Below are 22,463 nucleotides of genomic sequence, written 5' to 3'. Positions count from 1 at the left end.
TTTTGTTACAAGCCTAATGTACAGGGATTGTGCCAAATTTATGCTTCCCCCCTACGCGGGAATACCCCAATGCGCATCGAGTGGAATGCAATGCGTCAAATAGCCGGTTGATTGAGGGAGCCGAATGAACCTGCCGCGCCTTCGGCAGGTTGGCCCGGGCATTCAATCCCCCGCATTCCATCCCCTCGCAGGTATTCAACCCCCTTTGTCCCGCCCGGCACTTTCCAGCCCTGACAAGGCGGCATCGATGGCCGTGTCGAGTACGGGCTGAACACCCGGATCCGTACAATTCATCAGCACAGCCAGCACAACTTCCGCATCCGGATAGACGAAAAAATTGCTGTATCCCCCCACTGCATTGCCCACATGACCATAGTACCGGCGGCCGCAGGCATCCCGGCCGACCTGCCAGCCCAACCCGTACCAGGTGGGGCCCTGGGGCGTTTCCCGCGATGTCAGGAATTCCGCGGCCAGATCCGGATTCACGGCAGAACCATCCAGATAGGCCTGGCCGAGCCTGCACACATCCCCAACCGTTGACAGGTAACCGCCCCCTGCGAGTTTGTACCGGTTATCCACTGGCACGGCCCTTCGGAAGCCCCCGGCCCTTCGCGTATAGGGCTTGGCCAGGCCGTCGGGCAGCTGTTCGGGCTGCTCGGCCTGCGTATGTTCCATCCCAAGGGGTTGCAACACGAGTTCCCGTACCAATGCGTCAAACGGCATGCCCGCGGCCCGTTCCATCGCCAGGGAGAGCAATACAAAATCAAAGCTGTTATAGAGAAATCCGGTTCCCGGGGCAAATTCCAGGGGGTCGTCCCGGAATACTTCCAGGCTTGCCTCAATGGAATAGGGCCTGTTCAGGGCGTACTCCTTTCCCCGGTACCCCCGAAGCCCGGCCGTATGCGCGGCGAGTTGGTGGAGCAGGATGCCGTGGTCGGGATATTCGGGCACATAGCGCGCCAGCGGGTCGTCCAGTCGGAGCAGGCCTTCCCCCGCCATCCGCGCCAACGCCGTGGCCGTAATCGGTTTGGATACGCTGGCGATACGGAATAGCGTTTGGGGCGTGGCCGGCACCCCTCCTTCCAGGTCTGCATACCCGAAGGCGGCTTCGTGCACCCATTGCCCCCGGTGCTGGATACGCATTGCCAGGCCGGGAACCCGTCCACCTTCCGCCAGGTCGCCGAGCAGCCCGGCAGCCCCGTTCACCTATTCCGGACCGGATGGTTCCGAACGGGAGGCTGCTGAAGAAAAAACCTCCCTGATCTGTCGCCAGAAATTCCCCATCATTCCACAAATATCAATCGCCCCCGGTAACGTTCCTCCACATCCACAGTATCCGGCCGGTTGTAGCTCAACACATCCCCGTAGCCCCGGATAACCCCGTCAAGCCGGCCCGTCGGGTTTACGAGGACCTGGTTGCTGCCCCGGTGGTCCAGCGTCACCCGCCCGGATACCAGTTCGGAAGCCTCCACCCGGGAATCCCCGGCCGCAATGGTTACCCGCAGGGACCCGGCGGTACCGCGCAATTTAAAATAGGCAATCCCGTTGGCTACCAATCGGACTTCGCCGGCAGCCAAATCCATGTCAAAGGCACCGTCGGTGGTTTCCGTTTCGGGGTTGTTGAAACTCTCCGAAATCAGCGTCAGCGCATCAAAGGCCAGTACCCCGTCGCTTGCTATGGGCCATCCGGTACTGCTTCGGATGGTGCCGAGATCCGGGGCGGTTACGTAGAACGTGGTGAGCCCGTATTCGCGAAACAGGTTGCAGTTGTTGGAATCGCGCAACTCCAGTACGCCGTCTTCCACCCGGGCGGAAACCCCATCCCTGAGGTTCTTCCCGGTTTCCAGGACCACGCGTTGCTCCGGTCCCTGACGGACAACCAGGCGGACGTTTTCAAAGACTGTGATCTCCGAAAAGCCGGGCACGGCAATTTCCTCCCGCTGCAGGTCGCCCGCAGATCCGAGGCAGCCCGCACCCTCCTTGCCGCATCCCCACAGCGATACGATCAGGGCGAACAGGCAAGCGAACCGGTATGTGGCAGGTAACTTCATGGTCAGAGGCGGATTCCGATTGCAAATTCCAGGGCTTCGGCCTTGGCTCCGTGTGATTTCAGGCTGAGGGCGCCAAACCAGTTTGGCCCGAAATAGCGCTTGAGCCCGACCCGGTTGTAGGTTCGCCCTTCAAAATCAAAAGGGTAATATACGTAATAGCCCAGTTGGGTGATGACGCTGAGCTTATTGATAAAGAGCTCGTGGCCGATAAAAGCCCCGGCCCTTTTGTAGTCCGCATCCGGGTCTACGCCAAGTTCCGGGAAAGCTGTAGCCTGGAACCGGATAAGTTCCTTCAGAAAGTTGGAATAGAAGATGTCCGTACCCAGCTGGATGGCGCTTAACCGGCCGAGGCGCTTGTCCGCATAGGCGGAAAAAATGTAAAAGGGGAATTGCCCGGACCCCACCACGTCGCTTTCGTTCACGCCGCTGCGGAATGCCAGGTTAACCCGCAGGCGTTCCTGTACGGGATCTGATGATGTAACCCGGTACCCGGGTTCATCCGCCGGGGACAGGTCGTATAAAATCCCCGCAGTGAGCCCGAAGGTATTCGTGGAGGTATTAGGAGCCCGCAGGTTTGCGTTGGAATAATGCACCAGGGTTAGCCCGGCCCGGAATCCCCATCGATCCCAAACGCGTTGCCGGTAATATTGCAGCATCAGGTAGGTGGAACTCAGCAGGTGGGTGCCGTAGGCATTGTTGCGGAAATTTTCCGTCGCATCGTAGGGGTTGGTGTTATAGGCCACCCCCTGGCCGATCCGCAGCTGGAGGCTCCTTTGGAAGAAATAGAAATTGTAGTGGGCATACAGCCCAAAGTGCTGTCCCAGGGTTTCGTTCCGCATGTCCTGATAGACAAAGGAAATGCCGGTATCCGGGTAATTGAACAGGGACTGCCAGGCTTGTGAGCCAAAGGTTTTGGTGTTCCAGCCCAGGATGATCCCGGAGGGATGGTTGCGAATCAGGTGGGAGATGTCCGTGTTGTGCAACAGGACGGACCCGTAAAACGCATTCAGATCCAGGTTGCGCACCGGCTGTTCTGCCTGGGCAAAAGTACGTGACAGGGCCAGCAACGCGGCAGAAAGAAACAGGATACGACGCCTCATGCCGACCAAAGGTAGTTTTTTTGGCCCACAGGCCGAAGCCGGGAACCGCCTAAAAAACGGCCTTGGCAATTGCCTGTATATTGTCGGATTTCCCCATGGAGTAATAATGCAGCACGGGTACGCCCGCCGCTTTCAGCTCCCGCGACTGTTCAATGGCCCATTCGATACCCACCTGCCGGACCGCCTTGTTGTCCTTACAGGCTTCCACGGCCTCAATCAGGGGTTCGGGCAGCTCGGTGCGGAAAACCTGGGGCAAGAGCTGCAGGTGCCGCTTTACCGCTATGGGCTTGATCCCGGGGATAATCGGAACGTCAATCCCCATTTCGCGGGCCAGATCTACAAATTCAAAGAATTTTTGGTTGTCGAAAAACATCTGGGTGACGATATAATCGGCGCCCAGGTCTACCTTGTGCTTCAGCCACTTGATGTCCGTGCGCAGGGAAGGGGATTCCAGGTGTTTTTCCGGATAGCCCGCCACCCCGATACAGAAATCCGAGCAATCGTCCGTCTCCACCACATCGTGGAGGTATTGCCCCTTGTTCAGGCAAACGATCTGGTCTACCAGTTCCGAGGCGTAGGCGTGCCCCCCCTGGGTCGGTTCAAAGTATTTCTGCTCCTTCATCGCATCCCCCCGGAGCGCCATCACGTTGTCGATGCCCAGGTAGTGGCAGTCCACGAGCAAATACTCGGTTTCCTCCTTGGTAAACCCGCCGCACAATACGTGCGGGATCGTATCCACATCGTATTTGTGTTTGATGGAAGCGCAGATCCCAAGGGTCCCCGGCCGCATCCGGGTCACCTGCTTCTCGTAGAGCCCGTCCCGATCGATGTAGACGTATTCCTCCCGGGAAGTCGTCACGTCGATAAACGGGGGCTTAAATTCCATCAGCGGGTCGATATTCCGGTAGAGCTCATCGATCCGGCGGCCTTTCAGAGGCGGGATGACTTCAAAGGAAAACAGGGTTTCCCTGGCATTTGCGATATGTTCGGTTACTTTCACGGGTTGAATTAGGTAGCTAAGTTATACATGGTCGGAGGTGTGGCTCATTGAACGGTTGCGGCTGCTTCTGCCAAATTGGGCTGCAGCCATTTTTCTGCGGTTTCCAGGGGGATTCCCTTGCGGTCTGCGTAATCCTCCAGCTGATCGCGCGTAATTTTCCCCAGCCCGAAATACCGGGCGCCGGGATGCGCAAAATAATATCCGCTGACGCTGGCCGCCGGCCACATGGCCAGGCTTTCGGTCAGTTCCACGCCGATGGTTTCTTCAACTTGCAGGACCTCCCAGATGGTCTGCTTCTCCAGGTGGTCCGGGCAGGCGGGATACCCGGGGGCGGGGCGGATGCCTTTGTATGCTTCGCGGATCAGCGCGTCGTTGTCCAGGGTTTCCCCCGGGGCATACCCCCAATGCAAAACGCGCACCTCCCGGTGCAGGTATTCGGCCGCCGCCTCGGCCAGGCGGTCGGCCAGGGCCTTGACCAGGATGCTGTTGTAGTCGTCCAGGCGGTCTTCGTATTCCCGGGCGAGTTCGGCTGCGCCAAATCCGGCCGATACGCAAAAACAGCCCATGAAATCGGAAATCCCCGAATCTTCCGGGGCGATAAAATCCGCCAGGGCGATGTTGGGTACCCCCTGTTTCTTTTTGGTTTGCTGCCGCAGGGTCCGGAAGGTGAACTCGCGGTTGTCATCCCGCCGGATGACGATATCGTCCCGACGGGTGGAGACGGCCGGGAACAAACCGAAAACGGCCCGCGCTGTCAGGGATTTTTCCCGGAATATCTTCTTGAGCATCTCCCGGGCATCCCGGTAGAGTGCCGTTGCCTGCTGGCCAACTACCGCATCCTCCAGGATGTCCGGGAATTTGCCGTGCAGGTCCCAGGACCGGAAAAAAGGCGACCAGTCGATAAACGGTTCCAGTTTGCGCAGGTCGATAGACTCGATTACCTGTACCCCCAGTTGTCGGGGGACATGTACCTGATCCGGGCCAAATTCCAGGCCGAGCCTGTTGGCGCGGGCAGCCTCCAGCGGAAGGTATTCCCGGATTTTACCGCGTTTCAGGAACTTTTCCCGGAAGGACTCGTAGTCGAGCTTCACGGCCTTTTTATACTCCTGGGACCGCTCTTCCTGCAACAGGTCGCCCACCACGGTCACCGCCCGGCTCGCATCGTTGACATGTACCACGGCAGCGCTGTATTGCGGATCGATCTTGACCGCCGTATGCGCCTTACTCGTGGTTGCCCCGCCGATGAGCAGGGGTACGCGGAAGCCCTGCCGCTCCATCTCCCGGGCCAGGAAAACCATCTCGTCCAGGGACGGGGTGATCAGCCCGCTTAGGCCGATAATATCCACATCTTCCTCCCGCGCCTTTTCAATAATGCGTTCCGGGGGTACCATCACCCCCAGGTCCACAATCTCGTAATTGTTGCACGCGAGTACCACGCTGACGATGTTTTTACCGATATCGTGCACATCGCCTTTTACGGTTGCCATCAGGACCTTGCCGGCGGCCTGTTTGCTGCCGGGCTGGGCCGCCTTCGCCTCTTCGATGAACGGGGTGAGGTAGGCCACGGCTTTCTTCATCACCCGGGCCGACTTCACCACCTGGGGCAGGAACATTTTTCCGCTGCCGAAGAGGTCGCCCACGACGTTCATCCCGGTCATCAGGTGGCCCTCGATCACTTCAATGGGCTTCCCGGCCGCTTGCCGGGCCTCCTCCACATCCGCTTCGATAAACTGGTCGATCCCCTTGACCAGGGCCCGGGTAATCCGGTCCTGTAATGGGGCCTCCCGCCAGCTCATATCGGTTTTGCGGTCTTTTTGGGTCCCCTGTACGGTTTCCGCGTATTCCAGCAGGCGCTCCGTGGCTTCCTCCCGCCGATCCAGGAGGACATCTTCCACATAGCCCAGCAATTCCTTCGGGATGTCGTCGTAAACCTCCAGCAAGGTGGGGTTGACAATACCCATATTCATCCCCGCCCGGATGGCGTGGTAAAGGAAGGCCGAATGCATGGCTTCCCGTACCGGGGTATTCCCGCGGAAACTAAAGGAAACGTTGCTGACCCCCCCGCTCACGCTGCAATGGGGCAGGTTGTCCCGGACCCACCGGGTGGCTTCGATAAAATCCAGGGCGTTTCGGCGGTGCTCCTCCATGCCGGTAGCCACCGGGAAGATATTCAGGTCAAAAATGATATCCTCGGGCGGAAATCCGGCCTGTTCGGTAAGCAGGCGGTAGGACCTTTCGGCTATTTCGATCCGCCGCTCGAAGTTGTCTGCCTGCCCGGTCTCGTCAAAAGCCATCACGATGACCGCTGCCCCGTAAAGGAGGATTTTCCTGGCCTGTTCCAGGAAGACAGCTTCCCCTTCCTTCAGACTGATGGAATTGACCACGCTTTTGCCCTGCACCACCTGCAGCCCCGCCTCGATGATGTCCCATTTGGAACTGTCGATCATGACGGGGACACGCGCGATATCCGGCTCGGCCAGCATCAGGTTCAGGTACTTGACCATCGCCGCTTTCCCGTCGATGAGCCCGTCGTCCATGTTGACGTCGATAATCTGGGCGCCTCCGTCCACCTGGTCGCGTGCAATCTCGAGCGCCTCCTCAAAGTTGCCTTCCTTGACCAGCCGCAGGAATTTCCGGGAACCCGCCACGTTGGTGCGTTCCCCCACATTGACAAAATTGCTTTCCGGTGTAATCACCAGGGGTTCCAGCCCGGCCAACTTCAACTGCCGGGGTCTGCCGTCGGGAATCTGTCGCGGCTTGTATTCGGCCACCAGTTCGGCCAGGGCGCGGATGTGATCGGGAGTGGTCCCGCAGCAACCGCCCACGATATTCACCAGCCCTTTCTCCAGGTATTCCCGTACCTGCCGGGCCATTTGCGCCGGGTTCTGGTCGTATTCCCCAAAGGCATTGGGCAAGCCTGCATTCGGGTGGGCCGAGACGGCCACGCCGGCACGCGCGGAGAGGACCTCCAGGTGGGGCACCAGCTGGGATGCGCCCAGGGCGCAATTCAGGCCGATGGAGAGCATCGGGATATGTGAGACCGATACCAGGAAGGCTTCCGCAGTTTGTCCCGACAAGGTTCTCCCGGAGGCGTCCGTGATGGTGCCGCTGACCATTACGGGCGTGTCGATGCCCCGTTCCGATTTGAGTTCTTCAATGGCAAATAGTGCCGCCTTGGCGTTCAGCGTATCGAAGACGGTTTCCACCAGAAACAGGTCCACCCCCCCGTCGAGCAGGCCTGCAGCCTGTTCCCGGTAGGCCAGCCGGAGGGCTTCAAAATCAATGGCGCGGTAACCCGGGTCATTCACATCCGGCGACATACTGGCCGTTTTGTTGGTCGGGCCCAGGCTCCCGGCCACAAATCGGGGTTTCGCCGGGTTGGCCCGGGTGGCGGCTTCGGCTTCCCGTTTGGCAATTTCCGCGGCGGCCCGGTTGATTTCGTACACGAATTCCTGCATGCCGTAATCCGCCATGCCCACGGAAGTTGCAGAGAAGGTGTTGGTTTCCAGGATATCCGCCCCCGCCTCCAGATAGGCGCGGTGGATCTCGCCCAATGCCTTTGGCTGGGTCAGGGAAAGCAGGTCGTTGTTGCCCTGAAGCGGCTGGGGCCAGTCCGCAAACCGGTCACCCCGGTAATCGGCTTCCGTAAAGCCGTACCGCTGCAACATGGTCCCCATGGCGCCGTCCAGCACCAGGATTCTTTCAGTCAGCAAATCGCTCAGGTTGTGCATGGTATGTTTTGTTTGGGTTCACCGCAGGCCGGACCTGCCGGCAGGCCGGTCAGGCGTATCGAAATCAAGAAAGTTCTGGAACAATGAGCCACTGGGGCTAATGGTTATCTGTCCGGGCAGCGGTTTCCGGTGCGGGTAGCCACCGGGCTGCAGGATAGAATGTAGCACCTTCTTTTGCCCCGGACAGGGGTAAAGGGTTGCTAAGGTTTCACCGGGTCTATTCCCTCCACCTTTCTTGATAACGCTCAGGCTGGCAATGAACAGTTGCAAAGTAACGGTACGCCTGCTTCAAAAGCAAACATTCCCATTTCTTTTTAGGCTTTAAAAAAAGCCCGGCCCCCTGAAATTACAGGGTTCCGGGCCAAGCCAACTAATTGTAGGATCTCAGGCAATAGCCTGTATGACTTCTTTTTTCGCTTCCTTTTTACTCCCGTCAAACCCGGTGACCCCGCCCACGGTAGTGTACTTCATCACGTAGCGTTTACCCGGGTTTACCACCTGGTAGGCACTCTGGCACATTACAGCCGCCTCGTGGAAACCGGAGAGGATCAGCTTGAGTTTCCCGGGATACGTGTTCACGTCCCCGATGGCATAGACCCCCGGGATATTGGTCTGGTAATCGTAGGCGTTATTAACCTTGATGGCATTCCGCTCAATCTCCAGGCCCCAGTCGCCTATGGGCCCGAGCTTGGGCGACAGGCCGAATAACGGGATAAAATGGTCTGCCTCCACGTACGATTCGCCCCGCTCCTGGTCATTATAGGAGACGACGACGGCTTCCAGGTGGGCATCGCCGTAGAGCCGCGTCACCTGCGCCTCCGTATAGAGCCGGATCTTCCCGGCAGCCGCCAGGGCCGATGCCTTTTCCACAGAATCCAGGGCACCCCGGAATTCATTCCTCCGGTGCACGAGGCTCACCTCAGCGGCCACATCGGCCAGGTAGATGGACCAGTCCAGGGCCGAATCGCCACCACCGGCTATGACCACTTTTTTATCGCGGAACACCTCGGGGTCCCGAACCATATAACTCACGCCCCGATCCTCAAAATCCGCGAGGTTGTCGATCTGGGGTTTCCGCGGTTCAAAAGAGCCCAGCCCGCCCGCTATAACCACGACAGGCGCCTTGTGGCGTGTTCCCCGATTGGTGGTCACCACAAATTGGCCGTCCTCCTGTTTCTCCAGGGTCTCGGCGCGTTCGCCCAGGGTGAAACCCGGGTTGAAGGGTCGGATTTGTTCCATAAGCCGGTCTACCAGGTCGCCCGCCAGGATCTCCGGGTAAGCCGGGATATCGTAGATGGGCTTTTTCGGGTAGATCTCCGCACACTGCCCGCCGGGCTGTGGCAGCGCATCGATCAGGTGGCATTTGAGCTGGAGCAATCCGGCTTCGAATACGGTGAACAGCCCGGTGGGGCCTGCGCCAATGATCAGGATATCGGTTTGTATCATGCTAAATTTCTGTTTTTTGGGCTACCAGCTTTTGGGTAACTTCATTCATCTCGTTTACTTTGGCCTCAAAATCCCCGGCCAGGGTTTTCCGGTACGCGTTCAGGTACTCCACCATCCGGCTGATATCATCCGGGAGCACGGCTTCGAAAAATTGCCGGAGCCGTTTGGCTGTGGTCGGCGACTTGCCGTTTGTACTGATGGCGATCTTCACATGTCCCTTGGTGACAATTCCGCCCATATAAAAATCGCACAGGGGCGGGTTGTCCGCTACATTTACCAGAATGTGTCGCTGGCGGCAGTCTGCAAAGATCTTTTCATTGACCTTCGGGTTATCCGTGGTGGCAATCACCAGGTGCTGGTCCTGCAGGTATCCCGGATGGTATTCCGATTCAATCAGCTTTGCGCCGAATTCACCGGCCAGCCTCCGGGTATCCTCCCTGAAAAACGGGGCCACCAGGGTTACCTGGGCGTCCGGGCTGGACTTGGTCAGGAAATACAATTTTTCCTCGGCCACATATCCGCCGCCGACAATGAGGATATCCAGCGCCCTGCATTTCAGGAATATGGGGTACAGATTATTTCGTTCCATGATTACGCGGTTTCCAATGGGTTCGTAAATGCCGCTTTAACCGGATGGGATACCTGCCGGGGCTCGACGCGCGCAGACCAGGTGCCTTCCCGGTGGCGCACGGTTTCTCCGATCAGGATGATCGCCGGGTTTGTCAGCCCGAGGCGCGAGACTTCCCCTGCAATGGTATCCACAGTCCCCAGGGCAATCCGTTCGCCCTGGGTGGTCCCTTCCTGGATGACCGCTGCCGGGGTCCCTCCCTTGCCGTTCTCACGGAAAAGCGCGGTTATTTCAGGGAGTTTGGACATGCCCATGAGGATCACCACGGTGGCCGACGATCGGGCCGCCAGGGCTACGTCCTCACTGAGCGCGTGCTCCCGGGTGGTGCCTGTTATAACCCAGAAACTCTCGGCAATACCGCGGAGGGTAACCGGGATGTGCTGGCTGGCGGGAACGGCCAGGCCGGAGGAAATCCCCGGAATCACGGCGACTTCCATCCCGTGGGCAGCTGCATGGGCCATTTCCTCGGCCCCGCGTCCGAATACAAACGGGTCACCGCCTTTGAGACGGACCACGTGCTTGCCGCCATTGCCCCGGGCGACGATCAGGTCGTTGATCTGGGGTTGCCGATAAGCCACGCAGCCTTTACGCTTCCCGACAAAGATGCATTCGGCCCCTCGGGCGTATTCGAGCAACTCCCTGGCCACCAGTGCATCGTAGAGCACAACATCCGCCCGTTCCAAGGCCCGCAGGGCCTTGAGCGTAATGAGTTCCGGGTCGCCGGGCCCGGCGCCGATAACCGTTAATATACCTTCAGGACGCATGGCTGAGTTCTTTTTGTCGGAAGGCTGAAGCTTCGGAGAGGAAGTTGCGCGCCTGTTCCAGGTATTCCCTTGCAAAGCCGGCGTCCGGCGCATGGCGGTTCATCCGCAATACGGCCTGTCGAAACGAATCGTTCCCGAATCCGCGCGGCTGGTCGATAAAATGGGTGTCAAAATCTTTCAGGATGGCCGCATGGGAATTTACCGCGACGTCCTCGGAAGTGAGCAGTGCCTTGGCTGCGTGGATTTGCGCACTGTAGGCATAGTAGATAGAAGCGGCCCATTTGCCCGCTTCCAGGGCCTTTTGCGCGTCCTCCAATTTCTCTTCCGCTTCGAGCAGCAAGGTGGAAATCAGGTCGATGACCACCCCGGCACATTCCCCTATGCCGATCGCCTTCTCGTACTTTTTATCAGTGCCCCAATCGATAAAATCTTCCGGGGTCAGGTCGGAAACATCGGAAAGCGGCTTGAGCTTGTCGTAAAAGTAATGCTGCCCCTGTTCCTGGTAATAGCGATCGTAGGGTTGGCCGCCGCCGTTTTCCAGGTAATCGTCCAGGATAATGCGCAGCGCCTGGGGACCCCGCTTGGACGGGATTTTGATCACCTTGTCGGCGAAAATCCCTTCACCCCCGCCGCGGTTGCCGCCTCCCAGCAATACCTGTAGGGCCGGTGCCACCCGTTTGTCGCGGGTACGAACCGACATGCCCTGGAAACCGATATGAGCCATGTTGTGCTGCCCGCAGGCGTTCATGCACCCGCTGATTTTGATAACCACGTCCGGGTTGTGGATAAAGTCCGGGTATTCCGCTGCAATTACCCTTTCGAGTTCCGTCGCGATGCCCGTACTGCTGGCAATCCCCAGGTTGCAGGTATCCGTACCCGGGCAGGCCGTAATGTCCGCGGCCGTATTGTACCCGGGTTGGGCCAGGCCGATTTTTTCGAGTTCATTGTGGAAATACGGCAACCAGGCTTCCCGGACAAATGGGATCAGTATATTCTGGCGGAGGCTGAGCCGGATTTCCGAAGCGGCGTACCTGGCAACCAGGTCGGCCAATTGACGCGCTTGCCGGGTAGTGAAATTCCCCAGGAAGACCCGAAGCCCAACCGCCACATACCCGTCCTGCTTCTGCCGGATGGTATTGGTCCGTTTCCACGCCTGGTAGGCCTCCGTGTCCGCAGGAACCGGGATATCAGGGGGAGTCGAAGCAGGCCGGGGTTGCGGATAGGCCTCCGCGTCGATGGGATATTCCCTGACGGGAATCCCGGGGGTTTCCTCGGCCAACAGCTCCCGGAACCGGTCCAGGCCAATATCCCTGATGAGGAATTTCATCCGGGCCTTGGCCCGGCTTTTCCGTTCCCCATACCGGTCAAAGACCCGGAGAACCCGCTCCATTAACGGGATAATCTGTTCCTGGGGCAGGAATTCGTACAGCACGTCCGCATGGCGCGGCTGGGCACCCAGGCCGCCCCCAACCAGGACTTTGAATCCCCGCCGGCCGGCTTCCACCCGGGCGATAAACCCGAGATCGTGCATATAGGAAAGCCCGGTGTCCGCATCCGATGCGGAAAAAGAAACCTTGAATTTCCGACCCATCTCCTGCCCTACCGGGTTCCTCAGGAAATATTCGAAAAGCGCCTGCGCATAGGGGGATACGTCGAAAGGTTCCCCGGGGTCGATCCCCGCGGTCTCACTGGCCGTTACATTGCGGACCGTATTCCCGCATGCTTCCCGAAGCGTGACGGCATCCCTTTCGAGTTCCGCCCACAGTTCGGGGGTTCGGTCCAGGTCCACATAGTGGATCTGGATGTCCTGTCGTGTGGTAATATGGAGGATCCCGGTAGAATAGGTGTCGGAAACATCGGCAATGCGGTGCAGTTGCCGCGCAGTCACTTTTCCGTAGGGGAGTTTGATCCGTACCATCTGCACCCCGGGTTGCCGTTGGCCGTAAACGCCGCGGGCCAGCCGGAGGCTTCGGAACTTCTCCTCATTGAGCTCGCCTTCGCGGAACTGCCGGATCTTCCGTTCCAGTTCAACAATATCCTTCTCAACCACCGGGTTCTCCAATTCTGTGCGAAAGCTTTTCATATATCTATTATTCCTATGGTTTTTATAGTTTATTAGACGCATTCCTGCCGGGCAGGTACGAACAGGCAAAATCAGGTGTGCAGCCCGCACTCCCGATTCTCGAGCACCTTGGTCGGGTCAAAATACGTATGCTCGTTCGGCAGGTCTCGGGATGCCAGGTAGACGTCCAGCTGCGAGTCGTTCCAGTAATAGAACGGGCTTACCTTGAGGATCCCGTCCTTGCTCAGGCTCAGGATATCCAGGGTGTCCCGGTGTGCCGTCTGCCCCTTCCTCAGGTTCGTGAACCACACGTCCGGGCGGTGTTCCGACATGGCGCGCCGGAAGGGTTCCAACTTCACCTGTTCGGTAAACAATTCGTGGCGGGGGTCCTCGATATCGGGGATACCCATAATGGCATCCCGATGGGCCGCCGTCTGTTTGGGAACGTAGAGCCGGATATCGAGTTGGAGTTTGACAATGAGTTCTTCGGCATGCCGGTAGGTCTGCGGGGTATTGTAGCCCGTGTCGCACCAAATTACCGGAACGCGGCGGTCGATATCCGTTACGGCATGCAGGATGGCGACCTCATACGGCCTGAAATTCGTGGTGAGTACCGGCCGTTTTGCCCGGTCCAGGGCCCAGGAAATAATTTCTTCCGGCGGAATGCCTTTCAGTTGCTGGTTCAGGTGTCGGACCTGAGATTCGGAGATAACCATAGTATTAAATCTATTGACTTACTAGACTATTTGATTTCAAAACTACACTTCTTTTCCAAACCTCAACGTTAAAATTTGATAAAATGTATGATTACCCTATAGTTTTAATAGATTTTTAAAATTTTCGGGGGGATGTTGCCAAATTGACAACCCCGGGCATAGCGGCTCCCCGGGTCTACACAAAATCGGCCAGCGTATGGTTCCGGTATACGGCCAGGGCGCTGTCGCGCACCATGAGCATCAGCTTATGGACCGAGCAGGCAGATTCGTCCGGGCAATCGTCGCAGGGTTCATAAAAATTCAGGCTGACGCAGGGTACCATGGCGATGGGTCCTTCCAGTACCCGCATGACGCTGGTCATCCGGATTTCACCCGGGTCCTTGATCAGGTAGTAGCCTCCGCCCTTCCCCTTTTTGGACCCCAGGAATCCGTTTTTGCGAAGCGTCAGGAGGATGCTTTCGAGGAACTTCTGGGAAATATTCTCGTGCCGGGCGATTTCGGCAATCTGAACGGGTTCCCTGTCTTTCTGCGCAGCCAGGTAGGTGAGCGCCTTGAGCCCGTATTTCGTTTTCTTGGATAGCATAGTACCAAGATAGGCAAAATAGACCTACTTCCCCTATTTTACGGCATCCAGGGCCTGCCCCAGGTCGGCGCAGATATCATCCGGGTGTTCCAGGCCCACGGATATTCGCACCATCCCGTCGGTTATCCCGGATTCCAGGCGGTCTTCCGGGCTCAGTTTGCTGTGGGTGGTGGAAGCCGGGTGGGTGACGATGCTGCGGGTATCCCCCAGGTTGGCGGAGAGCGAAAGCAGTTCGATCTGGTCAAAGAATGTCCTACCGCCATCGACCCCCCCCTGCACCTCAAAGGCGACTACGCACCCCCCTGCTTTCATTTGCTTCTTGGCCAGTTCATATTGCGGGTGGGTCTTTAGAAAAGGGTATTTCACCCAGTTCACCTTGGGGTGGGACGAGAGGAACTCGGCGATTTTCAGCGCATTCTCGCAATGGCGGTCTACCCGTACCGCAAGGGTTTCCATGCTCTTGGACAGGAGCCAGGCATTGAACGGTGAGAGCGCCGGGCCGGTAATCCGGGAAAACCTGTATACCCGGTCTATCAGTTCCCTGCTGCCCACGGTAATCCCCGCCAGCACACGCCCCTGACCGTCCATGAGCTTGGTTCCGGAATGAATGACCAGGTCGGCCCCGAACCGGATGGGCTGCTGGAGGTACGGCGTGGCAAAACAATTGTCGATGACAAGCAGCAGGTTGTGCTTACGGGCCAGTTGCCCGAGGGCCTCCAGGTCCAGCACATCCACTCCGGGATTCGTAGGCGATTCCGCATAGAGGATCCGTGTTTCCGGGCGGATGAGCGCCTCGGCCTCCTCCAGACGGTCGTAGCGGAAGTAGGAATGGCTGATATTCCACTTGGGGAAAACCTGCGTAAACAGCGTGTGGGTAGACCCGAAAACGGAACGGGAAGACACTACGTGGTCGCCGCTGTTGAGCAAGGCGGCAAAGGTGGAAAATACCGCGGCCATCCCGGACGCAAAGGCAAAACCGTCTTCGGCCCCTTCCATCTTGCAAACTTTCTCAATCCATTCGGAGGTATTCGGGTTTGAGTAGCGGGAGTAAATGGTCCGCTCCTTTTCCTCGGCAAAAGACGCCCGCATATCTTCGGCGTCCTCAAATACAAAGCTGGAAGACAGGTAAAGCGGTGCGGAGTGTTCGAGGAACTCCGTCCGGTTGATCTGCGTACGGATGGCTTCCGTCTCTGGCTGATGTCTCTTTTTCATGACCTGGTGTTCTTTTGGTTTCATGGCGGGGCTCCCGCGCCGCTGTGTTTTTTAATCTGCAAATCCCTTCTCGGCAATGCGAAGAATGTCCCCGAAAACGCCCCGGGCGGTAACGGCTGCACCGGCACCCGCCCCCTGGATCACCAGGGGTCGTTTCCCGTAGGATTCCGTGTAAATCTCTATCAGGGAATCCGCATCCTTTACCTGGCCGAGCGGGCTGTCGGCGGGCACGGATACCAGCTTCACCTCCAGGTTGCCCTTGTCCTGCTGCAAGTCGCCGGACAGGTCGCCCACATAGCGAAGTACATGGCCCGCCTCCTGCCGGTCGCGGATGGCCCCGAAGTGATCATCGAGTTGGGACAGGGATTCCAGGAATTCCTCCCGGGTCCCGCCCCGCAGTTCTTTGGGAATCAGGTTTTCGATGGATACATCCCCGAATTCGTTCTGCAGGTCGAGTTCGCGGGCGAGGATAAGGAGTTTGCGCCCCACATCGTTGCCCGAGAGGTCTTCCCGGGGGTCCGGCTCGGTAAATCCTTTGTCCAAAGCTGCCTGAACGCAGGCAGAAAACGAGGTTCCTCCCCGGGAAAAGGTATTAAAAATATAACTGAGCGACCCGGAAAACACCCCGCGGATACGCGTAATGTTCTCCCCGGACAGATGCAGGAGCTGTATGGTGTCGATCAGCGGCAGGCCGGCCCCGACATTTGTTTCGTACAGGTACTGCTTCTGATGGGATTCGAGCTCCTCCCTCAGGAGGCTGTAGAAATCGTATCCCAGCGTATTGGCGACCTTGTTGGAGGAAACCAGGTCGAACCCGTTCTCCACAAAATCGAAATACCGGGCCACAAAATCCTCGCTGGCCGTATTGTCCACGGCAACTAGGTTCTCCAGGTGGTGCGACCGGGCGTAGTCGAACAGCTCCGTAAGCTGGTAACCCTCCGGGGCGCTGGACAAGCGGGAACTCCAGTCCGCTCCCACGCCTGCCTCGTCGAGCAACAGCCGGGTGGAGTTGGCCACCGCAAAGACATTCAGGCGGATGCCTTTGCGCGCCTCGATCTTGTCTGCCGAGGCGAGGAGCTGGTGCATCAGCGTGCTGCCAACCGTCCCCACGCCGAACACCGCCAGGTTGATCTTCTTGCTGATCCCGAAAATCTGTCCGTGCATCACATTCAGCGCCTTGAGCGTATCAGCTTTGCGGACCACCAGGCTGACGTTCTTGCCGGTCACTGTATTGTTGAACAACAAGGGGATCACCTGGTTGCGGATCAGCGCATTATACGGTTTGTGGAAGGTGCTCAGGTCCTGCCCCACGATAGAAATGACCGAGACGTCCGAAGTGATGTGGATCCGGGTGATGTCCTGGTTGCGAAAATCCTCCTCGAACTCCGCTTCGAGCGCTGCCTTGGCGCGCTGCGCCGCATCCGCCCGTACCACCAGACCGATACCCCGTTCCGAGGAACCCTGGGAGATAATCCCCACATTGATCCCGCTCTGTCCGAGCGCCTTGAAAATCCGGGCATCCACGCCGACCTTGCCGAGCAGCCCCCGTCCCTCCAGGTGGATCAGGGCCTCGTGCTCGATGACCGAAAGGGAGCGGATACCGTCCCGGCTGGACCGGGCGCTGATCAGCGTACCCTCCCCGTCCCCGTCAAAGGTATTTAGGATGCGCAACGGGATATTCTTCTCCAGGAGCGGAATAATGGTTTTGGCATGGAGGATCGTCGCCCCGAAATTGGCCAGTTCGTTGGCCTCCGAATAGGAAAGCTGTTCGATGCGCCGGGCGCCGGGGACCAGGTCCGGGTTCGCCGTGTAGATTCCGTTGACATGGGTGTAATTCTGCAATTCGGATGCGTTCAGGTAGTTGGCCAGCAGGGAAGCCGTGTAATTGCTCCCATTGCGGCCCAGCGTGGTGGTCTCCCCCAGGGCGTTGGATGCGATGAACCCCGTGACGACGGCCACGGTGTCTGCCTGGAGCCCGGAGAAAAAGCGGTTGACGTTTTCCCGGGATACTTCGTCCAGTACCTGGGCGTTCCCGAAGCCCGAGTCCGTACGGATCAGCTCACGCGCATCTACGAGTACGGCGTTCAGGCCCCTGCCGATCAACAGCTTGGTTATCAGCCGGGCAGACAGCAACTCTCCCTGGGCCAGGACCTGGTCTTTGATCTTCGGGCTGTAATCGCCCAACAGGCGCACCCCTTCCAGCAGCCTCGCAATTGCTTCAAAGGAATCCCCCAGACCGACATTGGAGAACGTGTGCCGCTGATAGTTTTCGAAACGGCTGAAAGCCTCGCTGTAATCCTTCCCGTCCGCGGCCAGTTCCAGTAGTTCTTCGAGCTGGTCCGTGGCCTTTTCCCGTGCGGACAACACCACCGCTACGCGTTCCTTTTCCGCTACGCGTGCCGAAATGATATCCAGGACGCGGTCAATGCCCTCGCCGTTGGCCAGGGATTTCCCGCCGAACTTCAGCACCTTCAGGGGACGCTGTCCGGTGCCACCGAAAACGTCCTGCAGCAGCTGTTCCATCTGGTCGAATTCTATCAGGAAGGCATCGTGCCCGTGCACGGAATGGATTTCCCCGTAGGTGACATTGGAATTGACCTGGGCGAGCTGTTTATAGGTCTCCTTGTTTTCGGCAGCCGTAAAAAACAAATCGGAATCCACCCCGATGATATGGATATGCGTGGCGCTTTGCTGGAGCCGCTGGAAGGCCTCTTCCCCACCCCTTGTAATATCGATGGTCTTCAGGAGCTGGTTGGTGAGCTTGTAAGCCGCCAGCTGAAAACGTTCCTGCAGCTTCTTGCCGTGGTGGAGCAGCCAGCTTTCGACGTTGAACAACCGGGACTCCTCGTTTGTACTCCGGCGAAAACGCTGCTTAAACGACTCGGGGGTCCGGTAACAGAGCATGGCGTGCATCCGCGCATCGTGTACGGGTTGGGAGGAATTTACCAGGAATTGCTCCTGTATCTGGCAATTGGCGATGAGCCAGTCTGTCGACTTCCAGTCGGAAGCCACCGGGATCAGGTGGGTTGCCAAATCCGGGCGCAGAGCTGCCATCTCCCAGGCAATCCCGCCCCCCAGGGAGCCGCCAATCAGGGCAAAGAGCTTGTGGATGCCGAGGTATTCCAGACCCAGGAGGAAGATGCGTGCAATGTCCCCGGCGATAAAATCCTTGTAATTCTCTATCAGGAAACCGTCATAGCCGTTTCCGGGAACATTAAAACAGAGTACCGTGTAAGTCTCCGTGTCGATGCACTTGCCCGGGCCCACCAGGGACGTCCACCAGCCGTCCGGCCCGGCGACGTTGGAATTTCCCGTGAGGGCGTGGTTTACCAGCACAACGGGGGCCGTGTGGAGTTTCCTCCCGAAGAGCTGGTACGACAGCTCGATCTGCTGGGTAACGCCTTTTTCGGTGGTAAAGGCGTTTAACTGGATATGTTGCAATGGCGATGCTTCCATGGTTTTATTTGAAGGCCGTTCCGTCCGGGGCGTCCGTTGGGCACCCATCCGGAATACGGATTGCTTTAAATGTCGGCGTTAAAAAGAAAATGGAAGCGGGGCAGCGCCCGGTTGTTATCTGCCCCGCACCGCGGCAGCCAGCTGGCCCCGATCCCGGTCCGGGTTAGAATGTAGCACCTTCTTCGATTGTGCGAAGGGTTGCCAAGGCTTCACTGGGTCTAGTCCCTCCACCTTTCTTGATAACGAGTCAGTATATATGTGAACGTCTCGGCAAATATAGGGATGCCACAAGGGAAATTCCCAATTTCGGGCCGAATAATTTAATGGGCAAAGCTTTTTGTCCCAGCCCGATGCCTTTGGCCCGGGCCAACACCACCGGCTACAGGCCAAAGGCTTCCCTGACCGCGTCCACGGCGTCCAGCTTCTCCCAGGTAAAGAGTTCCACCTCCTTGGTCACCCGCCCGTTGTACGGGGATTCAAACACCTTGGTAACCACGCGGGGTTCTTTGCCCATGTGTCCGTAGGCGGCGGTCTCCAGGTAGATGGGGTTTCGCAGCTTCAGCCTTTCCTCAATGGCAAAGGGCCGCATATCGAACAGTTCGGCAACTTTCGCCCCGATCTGCCCGTCGGTGAGATTGACCCTGGAGGTGCCGTAGGTCGTTACGTTGATGGAGGTTGGCTCCACCACCCCAATGGCATAGCTCACCTGAACGAGGATCTCGTCGGCCACCCCGGCTGCCACCAGGTTTTTGGCCGCATGGCGGGCCGCATAAGCCGCACTTCGGTCTACCTTGCTCGGGTCCTTGCCACTGAAGGCACCGCCTCCGTGGGCACCTTTGCCCCCGTAGGTATCCACGATGATCTTACGGCCCGTGAGGCCCGTATCCCCGTGGGGTCCGCCGATAACAAATTTACCCGTCGGGTTGATATGGTATTTGATCCGCTCGTCGAACAGGCCCCGCAACCGTTCTGGCAGGCCGGCCACTACCCGGGGAATCAGTATTTCCAGCAGGTCCTTCTTGATCCGGGCCAGCATTGCGGCGTCGTCCGGGTCAAACGGGTCGTGCTGGGTGGAGATGACAATCGTATCGATACGCTGCGGCTGGTCGTCATCGGAGTATTCGATGGTTACCTGTGCCTTGGCATCCGGGCGCAGATACGGAATCGCATCGGATTCCCGGCGAAGCGCGGCGAGCTCCTGAAGGATCCGGTTGGCGATGTCCAGCGCCAGGGGCATATAATTGTCGGTCTCCCGGGTGGCATACCCGAACATCATGCCCTGGTCCCCGGCACCCTGAAGTTTTTTATCCCCCCGGTCCACCCCCTGGTTGATTTCCTGGGATTGCTCGTGGATGAGGGAAATCACCCCGCAGGAATCCCCGCTGAACTGGTAGGCGCCTTTGGTGTAGCCGATGTCGTTGATCACCTCCCGGGTAATCTGTTGCAGGTCTACGTAGGTATGGCTCCTGACCTCTCCGGCCAGGACCACCTGCCCGGTGGTCACCAGGGTTTCGCAGGCAACCTTGCTCTCGGCGTCAAAGGCGAGGAAATTATCGAGGAGCGCATCGCTGATCTGGTCGGCGACCTTATCGGGATGTCCCTCGCTTACGGATTCGGATGTGAATAAATAGGGCATGTGCGCGTTTTTAATGCGAGACAGCCGACGGATCGCGGGGATGCAAAAAGCGCATTGGCTGTCGCCCTGAGAGCGGAGCAAACTGCTTTAGCATTTTTGGTGGTCCGGCACAATTCCGGATCAGAGGTTGCAATCAGTCAAATCTGTCCTCTGGAAAACAATGGCGCAAAGGTAATGAATTGGCCGGAATCTGAAACCCGGCGGGAGCGGGTTTTTAGCACCCCGAATTCGCGTCCCCATCCTTTCAGGGTCCGGCGATACTTCGTATATTGTGTGCCCTTTTCAGACGTTACCAACCGAAAGAACAAACGTATGCATATTGCGGTTGCCGGCAACATCGGCGCAGGGAAAACCACCCTAACCAAATTGCTTTCCAAACACTATCAGTGGGATGCGCATTTTGAAGATGTGGTGGACAACCCCTACCTGGATGATTTTTACACCCAGATGGAGCGGTGGAGTTTCAACCTGCAAATCTACTTCCTCAACAGCCGGTACCGGCAGATTCTGCGAATCCGCGAAAGCGGGAAGGACGTCATCCAGGACCGGACCATCTACGAGGACGCCCATATTTTTGCCCCGAACCTGCATGCGATGGGGCTGATGACCAACCGGGATTTCCAGAATTACACGAGTTTATTCGAACTGATGGAAACCCTGGTGATGCCGCCGGACCTGATGATCTACCTGCGCAGTTCCATCCCGAACCTGGTCAACCAGATCCACAACCGGGGGCGGGAATACGAAAATTCCATTTCCATCGACTACCTCAGCCGGCTCAACGAACGCTACGAGGCCTGGGTACACAGCTATGAAAAAGGCAAGTTGCTGATTATCGATGTCGACAAACTGAACTTTGTGGACAACCCGGAACACCTCGGGGAGGTCATCAACCGCATCGATGCGGAAATCCACGGGTTGTTCTAGTTCCGCCCCCCGACGAGCCCGGATCTGCCCGCAGGCCCTTTCACAAGGCGTAACTACGCGTTGGTCGTTCCGCAAGACGGGACTTGCCGCCGGGCGTTTTGCAAGACGTAACTTCCCGCTGGCCGCGCTGCTTGCCGGGGTACATTTTCTAAATAATGCCGATCGACTCCCCATGGCGGATCACCTCCTCGGACTGGTCCACCAGTAATATGGGAATATGCGTGTTTTCGGCAATCAGGTCCCGGACGCGCTGCATCCTTTTGGTGTGCCGCACACTGCGCAGGTAGATGGCCAGTACCCGCCCCGGAAACTGCCGTGCAATGGCCAGGTAGATATCCGCATCCCGCTCCCCGCTGTCCCCTATCAGGATAAACGGCATGTCCGGGTAGGTTTTAAAAATATTCTCGATCTCGTGCCGCTTCTGGGGCACGTCCTGTTTCTTCCGCTTCCAGAAACTGGCCATACTCCGCAAGAGGATGGGACCTTTTGGAAATCGGTTATTGCTGAGGAAGAATTCCAGGTAGCGATACAGGTTCCAGGGGCTGTGGCTTACATAAAAAACGGGATTCGCACTCTGGCCGTCGCGACCCCGGTGCAGCCGGTGGTAGAGTTCCGGGGCTCCCTTTAGCGGCAGGCGCCTTTCCACCCCTTTGAATAGCGTATTGGCAATAACCTGCCACTTCAGGTAGGACGTTACCCCGGTGTGCAGGATCGTGTCGTCGATATCGGTGATCACCCCGTATTGGGCGCCCACGGCCGGGATCATCAGCGCCCCGGGAAACCGGTTTTCCCCCAGGACCGGGCGGGAGAGCTTTTCGGTGCGGAACGAAATCTCAAAGTGTACCCAGCCCTCCCGGTTCACCAGTTCTCCGAGTCCGTCTACCTGCTCGTCCAGCAGGTAATACCCGTCGGAACCCGTTTCCACCTCAAAGCAGCGGTCGTCGGGGAGCCGGATGGTCAATGGCGTATGCCGGATTTCATCGGTCTCAAAGCGTTTCCAGCTGTTCAGCAGGAGTTTGACGATCCCCTTCTGAGCCAGGTCGATGGTCTCATCCTCCAGTGCCCGTCCGCGGATATACAGGCGGTTTTTCGTGCCGTAGCTTTGGAAAGCCACGATCTGCAGCGGGTCTTTCCTCCCCAGCCAACCCATA

Annotated in this window: 16 protein-coding genes and 2 riboswitches; of the genes, 1 reads left to right on the top strand and 15 read right to left on the bottom strand. The window is 58.1% G+C overall.

The genetic code is table 11. The annotated features are described in order from the left end of the window. Positions 1-195: 195 nt before the first annotated feature. From AC3DKS_RS06770 to metK, 14 genes are all read right to left on the bottom strand, one after another. Positions 196-1,206: a serine hydrolase domain-containing protein gene (locus tag AC3DKS_RS06770; protein ID WP_272607540.1), complete on the bottom strand. Its 1,011-nt coding sequence runs from the start codon at positions 1,204-1,206 to the stop codon at positions 196-198. Positions 1,207-1,283: 77 nt separating this feature from the next. After that, entirely contained in the window at positions 1,284-2,051 is a 768-nt protein-coding gene (locus AC3DKS_RS06765; protein WP_272607541.1) for a head GIN domain-containing protein, read from the bottom strand. A 2-nt stretch (positions 2,052-2,053) separates the two neighbouring features. Then, entirely contained in the window at positions 2,054-3,151 is a 1,098-nt protein-coding gene (locus AC3DKS_RS06760) for an acyloxyacyl hydrolase (protein ID WP_041327335.1), read from the bottom strand. Between the two features lie 49 nt (positions 3,152-3,200). Further along, positions 3,201-4,151 carry a methylenetetrahydrofolate reductase [NAD(P)H] gene (gene metF / locus AC3DKS_RS06755; protein ID WP_015755815.1) on the bottom strand — a complete coding sequence of 317 codons (951 nt, stop codon included), beginning with the start codon at positions 4,149-4,151 and terminating at the stop codon, positions 3,201-3,203. Positions 4,152-4,195: 44 nt separating this feature from the next. Continuing rightward, positions 4,196-7,882 (bottom strand): methionine synthase, encoded by a 3,687-nt coding sequence (gene metH, locus AC3DKS_RS06750; RefSeq protein WP_272607542.1) that lies wholly within the window; start codon positions 7,880-7,882, stop codon positions 4,196-4,198. Positions 7,883-7,983: 101 nt separating this feature from the next. Then, positions 7,984-8,127, bottom strand: a riboswitch (SAM riboswitch). Between the two features lie 139 nt (positions 8,128-8,266). Then, positions 8,267-9,328 (bottom strand): NAD(P)/FAD-dependent oxidoreductase, encoded by a 1,062-nt coding sequence (locus AC3DKS_RS06745; protein ID WP_272607543.1) that lies wholly within the window; start codon positions 9,326-9,328, stop codon positions 8,267-8,269. 1 nt (position 9,329) lies between these two features. Further along, positions 9,330-9,917: a precorrin-2 dehydrogenase/sirohydrochlorin ferrochelatase family protein gene (locus AC3DKS_RS06740; RefSeq protein ID WP_272607544.1), complete on the bottom strand. Its 588-nt coding sequence runs from the start codon at positions 9,915-9,917 to the stop codon at positions 9,330-9,332. A gap of 2 nt (positions 9,918-9,919) precedes the next feature. Continuing rightward, positions 9,920-10,720 carry a uroporphyrinogen-III C-methyltransferase gene (cobA, locus tag AC3DKS_RS06735; protein WP_272607545.1) on the bottom strand — a complete coding sequence of 267 codons (801 nt, stop codon included), beginning with the start codon at positions 10,718-10,720 and terminating at the stop codon, positions 9,920-9,922. Beyond that, positions 10,710-12,803, bottom strand: a complete 2,094-nt coding sequence (locus AC3DKS_RS06730) for a HEPN domain-containing protein (protein ID WP_272607546.1) — start codon at positions 12,801-12,803, stop codon at positions 10,710-10,712. Before AC3DKS_RS06730 ends, cobA begins: the two co-directional genes overlap by 11 nt. A 71-nt stretch (positions 12,804-12,874) precedes the next feature. Next, positions 12,875-13,498, bottom strand: coding sequence for a phosphoadenosine phosphosulfate reductase domain-containing protein (locus AC3DKS_RS06725; RefSeq protein ID WP_015755821.1), 624 nt, complete (start codon positions 13,496-13,498; stop codon positions 12,875-12,877). 175 nt (positions 13,499-13,673) lie between these two features. After that, entirely contained in the window at positions 13,674-14,081 is a 408-nt protein-coding gene (locus AC3DKS_RS06720; RefSeq protein WP_015755822.1) for an RrF2 family transcriptional regulator, read from the bottom strand. Between the two features lie 33 nt (positions 14,082-14,114). Further along, positions 14,115-15,293, bottom strand: a complete 1,179-nt coding sequence (locus AC3DKS_RS06715; RefSeq protein WP_041327939.1) for a trans-sulfuration enzyme family protein — start codon at positions 15,291-15,293, stop codon at positions 14,115-14,117. Between the two features lie 51 nt (positions 15,294-15,344). Further along, a complete protein-coding gene (gene thrA / locus AC3DKS_RS06710; protein WP_272607547.1) occupies positions 15,345-18,749 on the bottom strand; it encodes a bifunctional aspartate kinase/homoserine dehydrogenase I in 3,405 nt (1,134 codons plus the stop codon). A 111-nt stretch (positions 18,750-18,860) separates the two neighbouring features. Next, positions 18,861-18,995: riboswitch (SAM riboswitch) on the bottom strand. Between the two features lie 133 nt (positions 18,996-19,128). Then, complete coding sequence (gene metK / locus AC3DKS_RS06705; protein ID WP_272607548.1) at positions 19,129-20,385, bottom strand: methionine adenosyltransferase; 1,257 nt, start codon at positions 20,383-20,385, stop codon at positions 19,129-19,131. A gap of 312 nt (positions 20,386-20,697) precedes the next feature. On the opposite strand from metK, the gene AC3DKS_RS06700 reads away from it, so the two are divergent. Next, entirely contained in the window at positions 20,698-21,312 is a 615-nt protein-coding gene (locus AC3DKS_RS06700; protein WP_041327941.1) for a deoxynucleoside kinase, read from the top strand. A gap of 148 nt (positions 21,313-21,460) precedes the next feature. Here the strand turns inward: AC3DKS_RS06700 and AC3DKS_RS06695 are convergent, their stop codons facing one another. After that, positions 21,461-22,462: an App1 family protein phosphatidate phosphatase gene (locus tag AC3DKS_RS06695; protein ID WP_474731603.1), complete on the bottom strand. Its 1,002-nt coding sequence runs from the start codon at positions 22,460-22,462 to the stop codon at positions 21,461-21,463. Between the last annotated feature and the right edge of the window lies 1 nt (position 22,463).

Source organism: Robiginitalea sp., from assembly GCF_982776155.1.
This window is presented reverse-complemented; position numbering and strand designations above follow the sequence as displayed.